General features: G+C 56.1%; 13 protein-coding genes and 2 pseudogenes. 2 read left to right on the forward strand and 13 right to left on the reverse strand.

Annotation, left to right across the window (positions count from 1 at the left end):
* Nucleotides 1–25: 25 nt before the first annotated feature.
* From ASB66_RS01935 to ASB66_RS01975, 9 genes are all read right to left on the reverse strand, one after another.
* Complete coding sequence (locus ASB66_RS01935) at nt 26–1492, reverse strand: benzaldehyde dehydrogenase (RefSeq protein ID WP_060717169.1); 1467 nt, start codon at nt 1490–1492, stop codon at nt 26–28.
* A 154-nt stretch (nt 1493–1646) separates the two neighbouring features.
* A complete protein-coding gene (locus ASB66_RS01940) occupies nt 1647–2978 on the reverse strand; it encodes an MFS transporter (protein ID WP_060717170.1) in 1332 nt (443 codons plus the stop codon).
* A 39-nt stretch (nt 2979–3017) separates the two neighbouring features.
* Nucleotides 3018–3806 (reverse strand): benzoate diol dehydrogenase BenD, encoded by a 789-nt coding sequence (benD, locus tag ASB66_RS01945; protein WP_060717171.1) that lies wholly within the window; start codon nt 3804–3806, stop codon nt 3018–3020.
* Complete coding sequence (gene benC, locus ASB66_RS01950; protein WP_060717172.1) at nt 3803–4825, reverse strand: benzoate 1,2-dioxygenase electron transfer component BenC; 1023 nt, start codon at nt 4823–4825, stop codon at nt 3803–3805. The genes benD and benC overlap by 4 nt, the downstream gene beginning before the upstream one ends.
* A gap of 33 nt (nt 4826–4858) precedes the next feature.
* Nucleotides 4859–5347: a benzoate 1,2-dioxygenase small subunit gene (gene benB / locus ASB66_RS01955; RefSeq protein WP_060717173.1), complete on the reverse strand. Its 489-nt coding sequence runs from the start codon at nt 5345–5347 to the stop codon at nt 4859–4861.
* Nucleotides 5344–6702 (reverse strand): Rieske 2Fe-2S domain-containing protein, encoded by a 1359-nt coding sequence (locus ASB66_RS01960; protein WP_060717174.1) that lies wholly within the window; start codon nt 6700–6702, stop codon nt 5344–5346. Before ASB66_RS01960 ends, benB begins: the two co-directional genes overlap by 4 nt.
* A gap of 135 nt (nt 6703–6837) precedes the next feature.
* Nucleotides 6838–7776: a catechol 1,2-dioxygenase gene (gene catA, locus ASB66_RS01965; RefSeq protein ID WP_060717175.1), complete on the reverse strand. Its 939-nt coding sequence runs from the start codon at nt 7774–7776 to the stop codon at nt 6838–6840.
* Nucleotides 7777–7842: 66 nt separating this feature from the next.
* A complete protein-coding gene (catC, locus tag ASB66_RS01970) occupies nt 7843–8133 on the reverse strand; it encodes a muconolactone Delta-isomerase (RefSeq protein ID WP_060717176.1) in 291 nt (96 codons plus the stop codon).
* A gap of 10 nt (nt 8134–8143) precedes the next feature.
* Nucleotides 8144–9325 carry a muconate/chloromuconate family cycloisomerase gene (locus tag ASB66_RS01975; protein ID WP_060717557.1) on the reverse strand — a complete coding sequence of 394 codons (1182 nt, stop codon included), beginning with the start codon at nt 9323–9325 and terminating at the stop codon, nt 8144–8146.
* 163 nt (nt 9326–9488) lie between these two features.
* Between ASB66_RS01975 and ASB66_RS01980 the strand changes: the two genes are divergently transcribed.
* Complete coding sequence (locus ASB66_RS01980; RefSeq protein WP_060717177.1) at nt 9489–10436, forward strand: LysR family transcriptional regulator; 948 nt, start codon at nt 9489–9491, stop codon at nt 10434–10436.
* Here ASB66_RS01980 and ASB66_RS26610 read toward each other — a convergent pair.
* From ASB66_RS26610 to ASB66_RS26005, 3 genes and pseudogenes are all read right to left on the reverse strand, one after another.
* Nucleotides 10437–10692, reverse strand: a pseudogene (locus tag ASB66_RS26610) (transposase); the annotation flags it as partial.
* Nucleotides 10693–10738: 46 nt separating this feature from the next.
* Nucleotides 10739–11371: pseudogene (locus ASB66_RS01990) on the reverse strand (IS6 family transposase).
* A gap of 29 nt (nt 11372–11400) precedes the next feature.
* On the reverse strand, nt 11401–11694 hold the full coding sequence (locus ASB66_RS26005; RefSeq protein WP_147274002.1) for a hypothetical protein: 294 nt from the start codon (nt 11692–11694) through the stop codon (nt 11401–11403).
* An 11-nt stretch (nt 11695–11705) separates the two neighbouring features.
* Between ASB66_RS26005 and ASB66_RS01995 the strand changes: the two genes are divergently transcribed.
* Nucleotides 11706–12728 (forward strand): LLM class flavin-dependent oxidoreductase, encoded by a 1023-nt coding sequence (locus tag ASB66_RS01995; protein WP_060717178.1) that lies wholly within the window; start codon nt 11706–11708, stop codon nt 12726–12728.
* A gap of 237 nt (nt 12729–12965) precedes the next feature.
* Here the strand turns inward: ASB66_RS01995 and ASB66_RS02000 are convergent, their stop codons facing one another.
* Nucleotides 12966–14210, reverse strand: a complete 1245-nt coding sequence (locus tag ASB66_RS02000) for an MFS transporter (protein ID WP_234612954.1) — start codon at nt 14208–14210, stop codon at nt 12966–12968.
* Between the last annotated feature and the right edge of the window lie 189 nt (nt 14211–14399).

Raw genomic sequence — 14399 nt, forward strand, 5'->3', positions numbered from 1 at the left:
TCCTCCTATAACAATAAGCAACCTATCAAAGCGGATAGGCGGGCGCATCAGCCTTGATGGTGACCCACTGCCATTGTGTGAATTCCTCCCAATTCGCAGGCCCGCCGATGCTGGTACCATTGCCCGAAGCACCAACGCCACCGAAGGGGTTGATGACCTCATCATTCACCGTCGCATCATTAATGTGCAGCAGACCCACATTGAGCCGTTCGCCAATGGCCAGTGCCCGGCCAATGGAGCGCGACACGATGGCACCCGACAGGCCGTAATCGGTGTCATTGGCAAGGGCGATGGCGTCTTCGTCTTTATCAAACACCGTCACCACGGCGACCGGGCCGAAGATCTCCTCATGGAAGGCCGGATTATCGCGGCTCACGCCTGCAAGAACTGTGGGTTGGAAATACAGTTCGTCATGGCCTCCACCTGTGACCACTTCAGCACCACCGGCAACGGCCGCGTCAACGATCCGCGCCGCATGATCCAGCTGGGCTTGGTTGATCAAAGGCCCAAGCGCCACTTGCCCGCTGGCCGGATCGCCTGACGGCATGGCGCTCGCATGGTCCGCCAGCTTGCCGATAAACTCTTTTGCGATGCCAGACTGAACCAAAATACGACCTGCCGACATGCAGATCTGCCCTTGATGGAGATAGGTGCTCCACACGGCATTTTTAACGGCAAGATCCAGATCGGCGTCATCCAAGACGATGAAAGAGTTTTTACCGCCAAGCTCCAGCGATACTTTTTTGAGATTGCGCCCTGCGGCCTCACCCACTTTGCGGCCTGCCGCGGTTGAGCCGGTAAACTGGATCATGCCAATATCGGGCGCATCACACAGGGCGGCCCCGGCGGCACCATCGCCGGGCAATACCGATAAAATACCAGCGGGCAGGCCTGCTTCTTCAAACAGACGTGCAATCACATGGCCACCGCAAATCGCAGTGCGTGGATCGGGCTTCAAAACCACGCCATTGCCCACGGCTATGGCAGGGGCAACCGCGCGCATGGCCAAATAGAGTGGAAAATTAAACGGCGAAATCACCCCGACGACACCAATCGCGCGGCGGCGCGCAAGGTTGAGACGGCCCGGCTGGGTCGGCAAAACCTGACCCGCTGCTTGCGATGGCATGGCCGACGCCTCATACAGCGCCTTGATCGTCAGGGCGACCTCAAAGCCCGCCTTAGGCGCGATCGAGCCGGATTCGCGCACGATCCAGTCCACAATCTCATCGCGATTGTTTTCTGCTATGCGGGCGGCGTTGCGCAATATTTCGGCGCGCTGCTCATAGGGGGTTGCGGCCCATGCAGGTTGGGCCTTGCGGGCCGTGGCGGCAGCCCCAACAATGTCTTGCGCTGTCGCCATGGCAATCTGGCCGAGTGTTTTGCCGGTTGCCGTCTCAACACTGTCTTGTGCCTTGCTCAAGCTTTTCCAGCCGCCGTCAAAGGCAACACCTTTGAGATGCTCAGGCTTGATAAAGGGTATGGATGAGGTCATTGCGGTTTGCTCCCTATGGATTGAGTGAGCCAGGCTTATCCCCTGGCGCACCATCAATGCGGTAATGAAGGCGATATCCCGACCCCTCAAGAAAGGTCACGATCCGTATTCCCCTGGTTTTGAGAGATATTCGCACCGGGCATCGCGGTTGCGGTTACGCGGTTGCAAGCACCACGGCTTTGGTGTTTCGAGCATTGCTGATGGCAAAGACCACCATTGCCAAAGCTGCGACCGCTGCGGGGATTGCGAAAATCAGGAAGTTTTGCTGCAAGGGCAGTTGCAGTGCCAAAAGGGTTCCGCCGAGCGTTGGTCCAACGATGGCCCCAATTCTGCCAACGCCGGACGCCCACCCCAGACCCGTCGCGCGAATGGAAAGATTGTAAAGCTGTGCAACGCTGGCGTAGAGCAGGATCTGCGTGCCAATGGTTGCAGCCCCTGCCACAAACACCATCAGAAACAAGATTGTCGAGGGCGGATTATAGCCAATCAGGGCAATGGACACCGCTGCTGCAATGAAAAAGCCAACGACCACTTTGGGCAGTCCGAAACGGTCACCCAGCCAGCCACCCACAATGGCACCTGCCATGCCACCAAAATTAAGCGAAAACAGGCTGAGGAGGCTCGCTTTTTCTGCATAACCGGCCTCCTGCAACACTTTTGGCAGCCACGAGGAAAGCAAATACACCAGCAGCAAGCAGCAGAAAAACGCAACCCACAGCATGAGCGTGCTCAGGGCGCGCTGATGGCGAAACAGCTCAGTCACCGAGGTTGAGGTGCTCTTGGTTTCGCTGAAGACCAGCGTATCGTCAGCTTCCAGCGCCGTCTTGGGATAAAGCTTTGCGTAGATGCGCTTTGCTTTGTCCTGTTGGCCCTGGCGAAGAAGAAACCCGATGGATTCAGGCAATTGCCAGACAATAAGCGGCAGAAGCAACAGAGGCACTGCGGCTGCGAAGAACATCGGCTGCCATCCATACTGCGGGATCAGGCCAATGCCGAGACCAGCGGTGACCATGCCGCCAACCGAATAGCCAGAGAACATCAGTGCCACCATGGTGCTGCGCAGACGCTTGGGCGCATATTCATTCATCAATGCCACGGTGTTGGGCATAAGGCCACCGCAACCAAGGCCCGCAATGAAACGGAAAATTTTGAATTGATCGGGTGAGGTCGCAAATCCGGTCAGAAGCGTCGAGACCGTGAACAGCAAGAAGCTGATCGCAATGCCCTTTTTTCGTCCAATGCGGTCGGCGAGCTGGCCGAAGATAAGCGCACCAAACATCATGCCAAACAGCGCCCATGCTTGCAGCGCACCGGCCTGTGGCTTTGTCAGGCCCCATTCTGCAATCAATGTTGGCAGCACGGTCCCCGCGACAAACACGTCGTAACCATCAACAATCAGAAGCGTTGCGCATAGCGCAACAATCGCCCATTGAAAGCCTCCGAATGGGCTGGTGTCGATCCTATCATTCACGTCAATTTTGCGCATATCCACTCCTCCCAAAGTGATTTGCAAAAGGCCTCGGCGTTAGCCCAAATCGCCCCCGGCGACGGGCAGCACGGTGCCTGTGATGTAACTTGCTTCATCTGATGCCAAAAACAGAATGGGTGCGGCCTGTTCTTCAATCGTGCCGTAACGCTTCATGAAGCTGGATTGCTTCACCTGCTCCACCACCTCCGTCATCCATGCCTTTTCGGCCTCTGTATCACCGCTGCTATTGCGCGGAATGATGCGCGGCGGCGCTTGCGTGCCGCCGGGGGCTGTTGCGACAACACGAATATTGTGCTCAGCCAGTTCCATAGCCAGCGATTGGGTAATCGCATTGACGCCACCTTTGGCCGCCGAATAGGGCACGCGATAAATGCCGCGCGTCGCATTGGACGACACATTGACAATGGTGCCGCCACCGCGTGCAAACAGATGCGGTATCACCGCATGGCAGCCGTACAGCGTCGGCATCAGCGAGCGGCGAATTTCAGCGTCAATCTGCTCGGGTTCGAACTCCGCAAAGGGCCGCATGCGGATCGCACCGCCGACATTGTTGATCAGGATGTCGATGCCGCCAAATGTGTCGGCGGCAAAGCGCATGGCCTTGGCCGCACCGTCATAGGTTTCCAGATCAATCCGGATAGCGGCCGTTTGAGCACCCTCAACCTCCGCAGCAACGTCAGCGATGAAATCGGCGCGATCGACAAACACGACGCGGCCGCCTTCTTGGGCCGCGCGCATGGCCACTGCGCGACCAATCCCTTGCGCCGCACCCGTGACAACCAGAACTTTGCCGCTAAAGCGGCCAGCAACACCTGCCGTGCTCATGCCGCCACCTTCGTGGTGCTGTTGGGCGTAAACTTCTCATAATAGAAGCTGTTTGGCTTTATGCCGTTGTCGTCGAAATAGCTGCGGACCGCATCCACCATGGGCGGCGGGCCGCACAGGTAAACATCAACATGTCCGGCATTCAGCATGTCCTGCGGCATGTGCTGCGTCACCCAGCCTTTACGCGGATGGTTGCTCGTGTCTTCTGCGACCACTGTGGCATAGGTGAAGTTAGGCAACCGCGCGGTAAAGGCCTCCAACTGATCGACCAGCACCAGATCAAGCTCGCGGGTGACGCCGTAAATCAGATGGATTTTTTGCTGAGATGGCTGTTGTGACAGCACTTCGAGCATCGAGATGAAAGGCGCAAGCCCGGTTCCCCCAGCAAGAAACAGCAGCGGGTTTTGCACCTCGCGCAGATAAAAACTGCCGAGCGGTCCTGTCAGGTCAAGCGTCGTGCCAATCTTTGCCTGTTCCAGCCAGGTGCTCATCAGGCCGCCCGGAATTTTCTTGATCAGGAAGCTGATGCGGTTTTCGCCGGGCTTTGAGCTGAAGGAGTAGGATCGGCTTTGAGTGGAGCCCGGCACAGCAATATTAACGTATTGTCCGGCAAGAAACGTCGGGGCTGCGTCCACATCCAGCTCCAGCACAATGGCAGCATCATTGTGAGGTATCACGCTTGCCACTGTTGCAGGAAAACGCTGCTGCCCGGTTTTGCAGGATGCTGAGGTGGTTGGCACGGCAATGACGCAGTCTGACGTTGGCTTCATCTGACAGGTCAGCACCAAGCCGCTTTTCGCCTCGTCAGCGGTCAGGGCATCGTCGATAAAATCATCACCAAGATCGTAAGTGCCGCTTTCAGCGCGGCACTTGCAGGTGCCGCACACGCCGTCGGAACAGTCCATCGGCAGGTTGATTTTGTTGCGATAAGCAGCATCGATAACCTTTTCGTCGTCCTTGCAATCAATGAAGCGGGTCACGCCGTCTTCGAAATTCAATGCAATTTTGTAGTCGGTCATAGAACCCTCCTGATCCGCTCAGTTCACGCACCATCAGATGTGATAGATGTCGATCACCTGCCGGATGTAATCATTCTTCAACACGATCTTCTTGCTGGCGATCAGCAGCGCATCACCGCTCTGGCGCAACGTGACGAAGGTGGTGCCAAAAAACTGGTCAGTGACTTTGTAGCGATGGTTCAATGTGAGGAAATTGTAACGCACATCGACTTCATCGCCCCGATCCGCCAGCACTTCGACATTGGTGACATTATGGCTGGTGCGCGGCTCCGGCGTGGAGGCGCTGGACCGCTCGGTTTGAATGCGAAACACCCGGTCTTCCAACCCGTCACGGTTTGGATAGTAGATCAGTGAAATTTGCGACTGCGGATCTTCGGTGAGCTGATCGTCATCGTCCCAGGCGGGCATCCAATAGGATGCATCTGTGGCATAGCAGTTGAGCCATTCCGCCCATTCCCGATCATCGAGCAGACGGGCCTCCCGATAGAGAAAGGCGCAGATAGCATGATAGGAAATGCTCATGTGACCACTCCATTCTTTTCCGCAGACAGGGCTTTGCGCATCACATGTGTCCAATATTCATGCTGGCGCACAAACAGGCCTTCGTCTTCGCTGCGCTCACCGGAGAGAAGAGGGTTCATGCCCATGCGTTTGGCATTGTCATCTGGCCCGTCAATCCACAGCGGCGCACCGCGCGACAGGTCATTCCACAGGGCAGCCGTGCCAGCATAGCCCTGTTGGCAGGCGCGGAACTCTTCAAGATCGTCGGCAGTACCCATGCCGGATACGTTGAAGAAATCCTCATATTGGCGGATGCGCAAGGTGCGGTCTTCTGCACTTTCGCCTTTGGGGGCGAAGCAGAAAATGCTGATCTCGGTTTTGTCCACGCTGATTGGCCGCGTCACACGGATTTGCGTGCTGAACTGGTCCATCAGGAACACGTTGGGATAGAGACAAAGATTGCGCGTCTGGTTGATGATGAAATCGGCTTTGTCTTCGCCGACCCGCGCCTTGATCTCGTCGCGGTGGTTATAGACCGGGCGAACCTCAGGGTTCATGGTTTTGGTCCACAGCAGAATATGGCCGTTTTCAAACCCGTAAACGCCTGCAATCGAACGGCTCCAGCTGTTGGCATCGACCGCCTTTGTGCCCTCTTCCTTGCGCCTGCCCATGGTGGCGGCGTAATTCCAATGCACAGAGCTGACGTGATAGCCATCGCAGCCGTTTTCCATCTGCAATTTCCAATTGCCATCATAGATGTAAGAGGAATTGCCACGCAGAACTTCCAGACCGTTTGGGGCCTGATCAACGATCTGGTCGATGATCACCTTGGTTTCGCCAAGAAAATCTTCCAGCGATGCCACATCCTCTTCAAGGCTGCCAAACAGGAAGCCGCGATAGCTTTGAAAACGCGGCACGCGCTTGAGATCGTGCGAACCATCCTTGCCGAACTGTGGTGGATATTGCGTGGTTTTCTCGTCCTTGACCTTTAAAAGCTTGCCCGTATTGGCAAAGGTCCAGCCATGGAACGGGCACGTGAAGCTGCCCTTATTGCCATGCTTGCGACGACAGAGCATGGCACCGCGATGGGCACAAGCATTGATCATGGCATGCAGTTCGCCGGTCTTGTCGCGGGTGATGACAATGGGCTGGCGGCCAATATAGGCCGTGTAATAATCGTTGTTGCCCGGAATCTGGCTCTCATGGGCCAGATAGACCCAATTGCTTTCGAAGATGTGCTTCATCTCCAGCTCGAACAGGTCTTCATTGGTAAAGATATCGCGGCGGCAGCGGAAGATTCCGGCGTCCTTGTCGTCCTGCACCGCAGTCGCCAGCAGATGGTCGAGATCTCTCGCTTTGTCGATAATCGCAGACATGATTTATCTCCCAAATAGAGCGTGAAAAAGCTCTGACTTTCCATACAAGTCGTTGACGACACTTGTGTCTGTTTGGTGTTTTTATATGGCGTCTGCCTGTGCGCTGGCGGCCCTTTGGACCGCCAGCCTTGCCAATCAGGCGGCTGCGCGCTTGCGCTGTTCGTTGATCTGGTTATCAACGCCGTCCACCAAAGACGTCAGGTGAATATCAAACTTGATTTCCGCAAAGGGGCTATACAGACCATTGGCCTTGATGCTGGCTTCATCGGTACGTTCAATCACCGGCGGGATCAGGCCATCACGCGTTGCATAGGCAAAATCATCATTCACCAGCGGATCACCTTCGATGTTGATCTGGGTGGTTAGCTTGCGATGACCATCGGCGCTGATAAAAAAGTGGATATGCGCCGGGCGTTGTCCGTGGCGACCAAGTGCCGACAACAGCTTTTCGGTTGGACTGCCCGGAGGCACACCATAGCCACTCGGCAGGATGCTCTGGAACTTATAACAGCCCTTGTCGTCGGCAATAATGGTGCGGCGCATGTTGAAATCGGCCTGCTTACCGGTTGGGTCAAAATGTGAGTAGAAACCACGGGTGTCACAGTGCCAGACTTCAACAGTCGCGCCGGGAACAGGCTTGCCATCAGCACCATGAACGGTTCCATGCATGATCAACAGATGACCGTTTTCGTCGGTACCGTCATCCAGCCGCGCAAAGCCATGACAAACCGGCGCACCGGCCACGTAGAGCGGACCTTCAATGGTGCGTGGCGTTGGGTTTTCAATGCCCAGGGCGGCATCAATCGCATCAAGGCGCTCGTCAATGAAATGGTCAAGGCCAAGGCCGGGCGAGATCAGACCAGCCTGACCCGCAGCACCAAGCTCGTTCAGCCATGCAATGCCGGTCCAATATTCGTCTGGTGTGATGTTCAGCTCGTCAATGGCCTTGAACAGATCAGACATGATCCGGTAGGTGATCTCTTTCATGCGGGGGCTACCGCCGTCCTTATCAAGCCCGCTCAGGGTCTTGAGAAAAGCCTGAATGTCGGGCCGATTAAAGATCTCTACGTTCATTTATGCATCCTCCTCTAGGACTTTTAGAAATCGAGCGCCACTCTCCTTGGCGCTGTTTTGCTGCCGTTAGCTATCGTTGTCGCGGATGGAAGAAGGGTGCCGCAGAAGCGGTGTCACCTCGATGTCCATGAATTTAAACAGCGGCAAGCCAGACAGTATTGCGTGCAGCTCCGCATTGTCGCTCACGTCAAAAATGCTGTAATTGGCGTATTGGCCTGCAAGCCGCCAGATGTGGCGCCACTTGCCGCTGTTTTGTAATTCTTGCGAATAGGCTTTTTCGCGCGCCAGAATGTCTGCCGCCTCTGCTTGTGGCAGGTTGTGGGGCAGGTTGACGTTCATTCGGACATGAAACAGCATGTGACAATCCTTATCCAATGACGCTGATGGTTTTGCGCACGCCGTCACGCGTAAAAAAAGCCACCCGATCGTCATCCAGTTCAATGCCAAGGCCGGGGGCGTGAGGAACTGTGAGCTCGAAATCGCTGTAATCCAGCGGTGTTGTGAGTATTTCCTCGGTCAGCAGCAACGGGCCAAACAGCTCAGTCCCCCATTGCAACTGGTTGAAGGTCGAAAACAAATGGGCGGATGCTATGGTGCCAAAAGCCCCCTCCAGCATGGTGCCGCCGTAAAGGCCAATCCCGGCTGCATCGGCAATCGCCGCCACACGCTGGGCATTGAAAAGACCACCGCTTTGCTCAATCTTGACCGCAAACACATCGGCTCCACTGATTTTTGCCAGTTCAAACGCGCTTTCAGGACCATGCAGTGATTCATCTGCCATCAAAGCAATGGGAAAGCGACGCATCAGACGCGCCAAGGCAGCCGTTGAGGCCACCGGCTGCTCCACCAATTCGCAACCGGCATCGGCAAGCGCTGCCATGCCATAGGCGGCATCGGTTTCGCTCCACGCCATGTTGACGTCCACGCGCACCGCGCCGCGATCTCCCAATGCCCGCTTGATGGCCGCAACATGGGCAATGTCATCCTGCAACGGCTTTGCACCGATCTTGAGTTTGAAAACCTTGTGCCGACGCAGGTCGAGCATTGTTTCGGCTTCAGCAATATCTTTTGCGGTATCGCCGGAGGCCAGCGTCCATGCGACGGGCAAGCGGCTGCGCAGCCGCCCACCCAGCAACTCGCTCACAGCTAGACCAAGCCGCTTGCCATGGGCATCCAGCAAGGCGGTTTCGACGGCACATTTGGCAAAGCGGTTTTCCTTGACCATTTTGCCGATGCGCATCATCAACGCCCGGACAGCGGTGGCATCTTGGCCCAGCATGATGGACTTGAAGTAAGTATCGACCGCCAGCTTCATGCTTTCGGGGCTTTCGCCGCCATAGGCCAACCCGCCGATTGTGGTACCTTCACCGATGCCGACAATGCCGTCGCTGCAATAGATTTTGACCAGCATCAAGGTCTGGCCGTTCATGGTCGCCACCGACAGTTTGTGTGGCCGGATAGTTGGAAGATCGACAAGCAGGGTCTCAACCCGCTCAACAACGGGGAAAGCGACTGTTTTCGAAGCAAGGGGTGTAAAGGTCGTGTTCATGGCGTGACGGTAAGTCCAACCACAAAAGACGTCCAATATCATTGCTATCGCCTATCATACCTATTTCGTATAGTATGAGAAAAATCATCTGCATATAGTTACTTGTTGCGTCGCAACATATCTTCAATGATAGGTGTTTACTGAAAACAAAAGGGCTGAAACGATGGATCTCCGCCAACTCCGCTACTTCGTCGCTGTCGCACAGGAGCGGAATTTCACGCGGGCAGCTCAGATTTTGCACATCGCGCAGCCACCGTTAAGCAGGCAGATTCAATTGCTGGAGGAACAACTCGGCGTGCCGCTGATCATCCGTAAAAGCCGCCCGGTGCGGCTGACGGAGGCTGGCCGGTTGTTTTACGAACAATCCTTGCAGATTCTGGGGCGGGTGGAACAGATGCAGACGGCAACCCGTCGGGTCGGTCTGAACCAGAACAGTGTTCTGTCCATCGGCTTTGTGGCTTCGACCCTTTACGGTGGCCTGCCGTCGCTGGTGCGCAAACTCCGCGAACACGCGCCGGAACTGGATATTCAATTGCTGGAACTCGTCTCGGTCCAACAGATTCCGGCGCTGAAAGAAGGCCGCATCGACATTGGCTTTGGTCGCGTCCGCCATAGTGATCCGAATGTCGCAGGCCTGTTGCTTCGGGAAGAGTGCCTGGTGGCGGCCATTCCGAAAGGCACGCCGCTTGCCCGGGATATATCGCCTCTCTCTGTTGCTGCTCTGAATGATTGCAGGATTATTGTTTACCCCAAGGAGCCTCGCCCCGGCTATGCAGATCAGGTGCTGGGTCTGTTACAAAGTCACGATGCACGCCCGGCCGAAGTGCAGGAAGTCCGGGAGATCCAGACGGCTCTGGGCTTGGTTGCCGCCGAAGCTGGTATTTGCATTATTCCGGCCTCGGCGCGACAAATGCGCTCGGATGTGCATTATCGATTGCTTGATGGAAAGGGTGTGACCTCACCGGTGATTATGAATCATCGAATTGGAGACAATTCACATTATATCGATCTTGTGAAACAGTTGATTCAGGAGATGTATGCGGAACAACCACCTTGGCTGGACCTTGAACACAATCTCCTGCATCCAACCTTTAATACCAGCCGTCAATGATCAGAACCCATTTGCCCATTGCCGCCGGCCGATGGACATGATCTTCCATGGTCGGTTCTGCAATGTCTGCCAAGCGTGACAGCAGTGGTCAACGATGTCTTCGTAGGATTTGAAGACGCGGTTAGAGAGCCAGTTTGTCACGCATGAACTGCCAGATATTTTCGGCGGGATTAAGTTCGGACGATTTCGGCGGCAGCTGCAGGATGGTGATGTTTTGAGGGATAGCCAGGTTGTTGGACATGTGCCATCGGTTTTGTCGCAAACTTTTGGCATGGTCGCAGAGAGGCTATTCCAGGATACAGTTATGCGGCGAGTGCGGAGAACTGTTTGAATGCCGATTGGCCACTGGTGGAAAACTGCTGTTTGCGGATCATATGGGCGACTTCGATGCCGTCCAGCTTCTTGATGAAACGATGATCTTGCTCAATCATGGTGTTGAGATGTTTGACTTGGCAAATCTCGATCAGCCAGAACCAACCGCGCAACAGCAGCAGGAGGTTCATGTTCTGCAGTACTGCCAAATTCGCCCCACTCTTGTCGATCACGACTTTGTCCGGCCAGCCATTGTTCTCGATGGTGCGGGCGAAAAAATCGGTAGCGGCGGCCTCGTTGCGATGCTCAGACAGCATGAAATCAAGGGTTTGCCGTGCTTATCAATGACGCGATAAAAATACATCCACTTGTCTTTGACCTTGATGTAGGTCTCATCCATTCGCCTGGAGCCACCGGGTTTGGATTTGCGGCGCTTCGCTTGAAGGGCAATCAGCGGAGAGTATTTCACGACCCATCTATTCAGTGTCGCATGGTCGAGATTGACACCGCATTCAGCCATGATTTCTTGAAGGTCGCGGTAGGAAACCGCATAGCGGACATAGAAAAACACGGCGTATAAAATCACTATCTTTCGGATAGTGACTGCCTTTGAAATCGACCATGACCGCTCAACTCTGCCTGCCTGCTTTCTTCAGGCTGCATCTACCGCATGATCATTGAGGCTGCAAATCAGCCGGAAATTTTGCGACAAAACCGTCAGTTGCGCCTTGACTAAGCCTTTACGCCGAACCTGTCGGGCGCGATCGAAGCGGGTGACACCATCAAGCGCGCCGGTGGGCCCGACGGCAACTATGTGGCGTTGAACTGAAAGCCTCCTGGTAAATCGCTGCGGCAGAACGAACGCACCGTTCACCGTTTGACCTTCGTTACTTGGCCCCCACATTCCTATATCGAGGGCAGCACAATCACTTTTCTGCAGATGCAAGGTTTTTATCCATGAAAAACATTGGTTTCCTCTCCTTCGGCCATTGGTCGCCGTCCCCTCAGTCGGGAACGCGCTCCGCTGGCGATGCACTGCTGCAGTCTATCGATCTGGCGGTTGCCGCTGAAGAATTGGGGGCTGATGGCGCCTATTTCCGCGTCCACCATTTTGCCCGGCAGCTGGCATCGCCTTTTCCGCTTCTCGCCGCCGTCGGCGCCCGTACCAGATCGATCGAAATCGGCACGGCCGTCATCGATATGCGCTACGAAAATCCGCTCTATATGGCCGAAGATGCCGGTGCTGCCGATCTGATCGCGCAGGGTCGTTTGCAGCTTGGCCTGAGCCGCGGATCGCCCGAGCAGGTCATCAATGGCTGGCGCTATTTCGGCTTTCATCCGGAAGAGGGTGCCAGCGATGCCGATATGGGCCGGCGCCATGCGGAAGTGTTTCTGGAGGTGCTGAAGGGTCAGGGTTTTGCCGAGCCCAATCCGCACCCAATGTTTCCCAACCCGCCCGGGATGCTGCGCCTTGAGCCGCATTCGGAAGGCTTGCGGGAGCGTATCTGGTGGGGCGCCGGCTCCAATGCCACCGCCATCTGGGCCGCCGAGCGCGGCATGAACCTGCAAAGCTCGACATTGAAGGACGACGAGACCGGCGAGCCCTTCCATGTGCAGCAGGCGGCGCAGATCCGAGCCTATCGCGAGGCCTGGAAGGCGGCGGGTCACACCCGCCAGCCACGGGTATCCGTCAGCCGCAGCATCTTCGCTTTGGTCGATGACCGGGACCGCGCCTATTTCGGCCGCGGCGGCAAGGAGCAGGATTCAATCGGCTATATCGATGACAGCACACGGGCCATTTTTAGCCGCTCCTATGCGGCGGAACCGGATGTGCTTGTTGAGGAGCTGGCGCAGGATGAAGCCGTCACCGAGGCCGATACGCTGCTGCTGACCGTACCGAATCAGCTCGGTGTCGAATACAACGCCCATGTCATCGAGGCCATTCTGAAGCACGTAGCCCCGGCGCTCGGCTGGCGATAACCTGCAGTCTTGAACAGCAAGCGCCTTCAGGCCCGCGCGCTGAGCCAGCTGTGAACGCCGCCAGCCGCCGCGCGGCCGGTATCAAAACAGGCCGTGAGGAGGTGGCCGCCCGTCGGCGCCTCCCAGCCGCTGAACTAAATGCCTTGAGTGGCTTCAGGGTTATCATGTGATCTTATCAACAATCATCGCTGGTTGGGCTGCCTTGATGACTGATAGTCGCCCTGTACGGCTCTCATTTTATCGCGAGTGCTTACGAAACATTGATGTGAAAAGTAGAAGAGCGGCAAAAGCAGCGACAACCGAGGCCACCCGGATAACTGCTCGGAAATCGTAGACTTGCGCTATTAGGCCGGTCGCGGGGCCCGCAAGAATGCCGCTGACACTCAGAACATTCCAGTAAAGCGCGGTGGCCTGTGCCGGGCGATCACCGGAGAAAGATTGCACGAAACTGATGCCGATGCTGGCATAGAGGCCGTAATACAGGCCCTCTAAGGCCGCGCCGGCCAACATCTGTGGATAGGTCTGCACATAGGAGAGCAGCAGGATCGTTACGGTTGCCAGCAGCGCCACTGCGACAAGTGGCCCTTTCAGGCCAAAGCGGGAGATGATCATGGGTGTAGTAAAGATCGCGAGGACCTCCACGAAGGTCTTCATGCTGAAGGCCGTGCCTGGCGCATAACCCGGTAGCCCGACTTCCCGCACGTAGAACAATGGCAGTGCGCTGAATGTCAGAGAGTGCGCTGAGGACAGGCAGAACACAAATGCGGCCGCCAACCACAGGCCGACGTCCTTGTTGGAAGAATGTGCGTGTACTGATCCTGACTTGGGACGAAGTGTCATATCGCGCGGGATAATTATCCACCACATCAACGCCCAGCAGCATGCCAGGGCAAAAGCGAGCTTGAAGACGGCAGCTTCGCCGAAGCGCTCTGCGAACAGGAAGGCGACCGCCGGGCCTATCATCCAGGCGGTTGACGTCGTGGCGCGCAGGAATGCGTTGGACCGGCTACGCGTAATCTTGCCGCGTTCTGCTACGACCGCACCGAGGCTGAACATAGTGGATACCGCACTACTGCTCAGGCCGAATCCAAGCACGCCGAATGTCAAAACGATCCTGAAGGACGGTGAAATCGACAAGGCACTCGTGGCAAGAAGATAACCCGCCAGTGCTACACCGATCAGCGGAAAAGGAGCAATACCCGCATCCAGCCAGCGACCAAAGGTGCGGGTGCAGATTATGCCGAGCACGGTAACGCCCGCCGCGTAGAGGCTGATTGTCCACGGCGCGCGTCCCAAACCCTCCACAATGTAGTAAGCCATGAACGGCCCGATCATGGAACTGCATGTCGTGCCTATAAACAACACAAGCAAGAAGGGATAGAGTGAGAGCGAACGGCTGCTCATCGTCGCACTCATGGAAATGCCTTTCGAGATGCTGTCGCGGATGTTTCCGCAAACTTGCAAATTCAGGTCAATAGGCACCAACTATGACAGCCGTGTAACAGGCTAGTTGTGATATGAACAGGTGGACGTTTGGCTCGTCCGCTTCGAGCCGACAGCGGACTTCAGCCGTGTGTTCACTCCGGGGACTTTCAGGGCATTCGCTCGTCGACCTGGATCCATGTCCGTCGAGGAGACGGGTGAGCGTGGGGGATATTGGCAACGACGCGT

This window comes from Gillisella vitis (assembly GCF_001541345.2).
Lineage (GTDB): Bacteria > Pseudomonadota > Alphaproteobacteria > Rhizobiales > Rhizobiaceae > Allorhizobium > Allorhizobium vitis.

Bases quoted from the DNA above. Each gene is read 5' to 3' on its own strand.
- ASB66_RS01935 (WP_060717169.1), bottom strand. From the start codon at position 1,492: ATGACCTCATCCATACCCTTTATCAAGCCTGAGCATCTCAAAGGTGTT.
- catA (WP_060717175.1), bottom strand. From the start codon at position 7,776: ATGAACGTAGAGATCTTTAATCGGCCCGACATTCAGGCTTTTCTCAAG.
- ASB66_RS01995 (WP_060717178.1), top strand. From the start codon at position 11,706: ATGAAAAACATTGGTTTCCTCTCCTTCGGCCATTGGTCGCCGTCCCCT.
- ASB66_RS01975 (WP_060717557.1), bottom strand. From the start codon at position 9,325: ATGAACACGACCTTTACACCCCTTGCTTCGAAAACAGTCGCTTTCCCC.
- benD (WP_060717171.1), bottom strand. From the start codon at position 3,806: ATGAGCACGGCAGGTGTTGCTGGCCGCTTTAGCGGCAAAGTTCTGGTT.
- ASB66_RS01980 (WP_060717177.1), top strand. From the start codon at position 9,489: ATGGATCTCCGCCAACTCCGCTACTTCGTCGCTGTCGCACAGGAGCGG.
- catC (WP_060717176.1), bottom strand. From the start codon at position 8,133: ATGCTGTTTCATGTCCGAATGAACGTCAACCTGCCCCACAACCTGCCA.
- benB (WP_060717173.1), bottom strand. From the start codon at position 5,347: ATGAGCATTTCCTATCATGCTATCTGCGCCTTTCTCTATCGGGAGGCC.
- benC (WP_060717172.1), bottom strand. From the start codon at position 4,825: ATGACCGACTACAAAATTGCATTGAATTTCGAAGACGGCGTGACCCGC.
- ASB66_RS01940 (WP_060717170.1), bottom strand. From the start codon at position 2,978: ATGCGCAAAATTGACGTGAATGATAGGATCGACACCAGCCCATTCGGA.
- ASB66_RS01960 (WP_060717174.1), bottom strand. From the start codon at position 6,702: ATGTCTGCGATTATCGACAAAGCGAGAGATCTCGACCATCTGCTGGCG.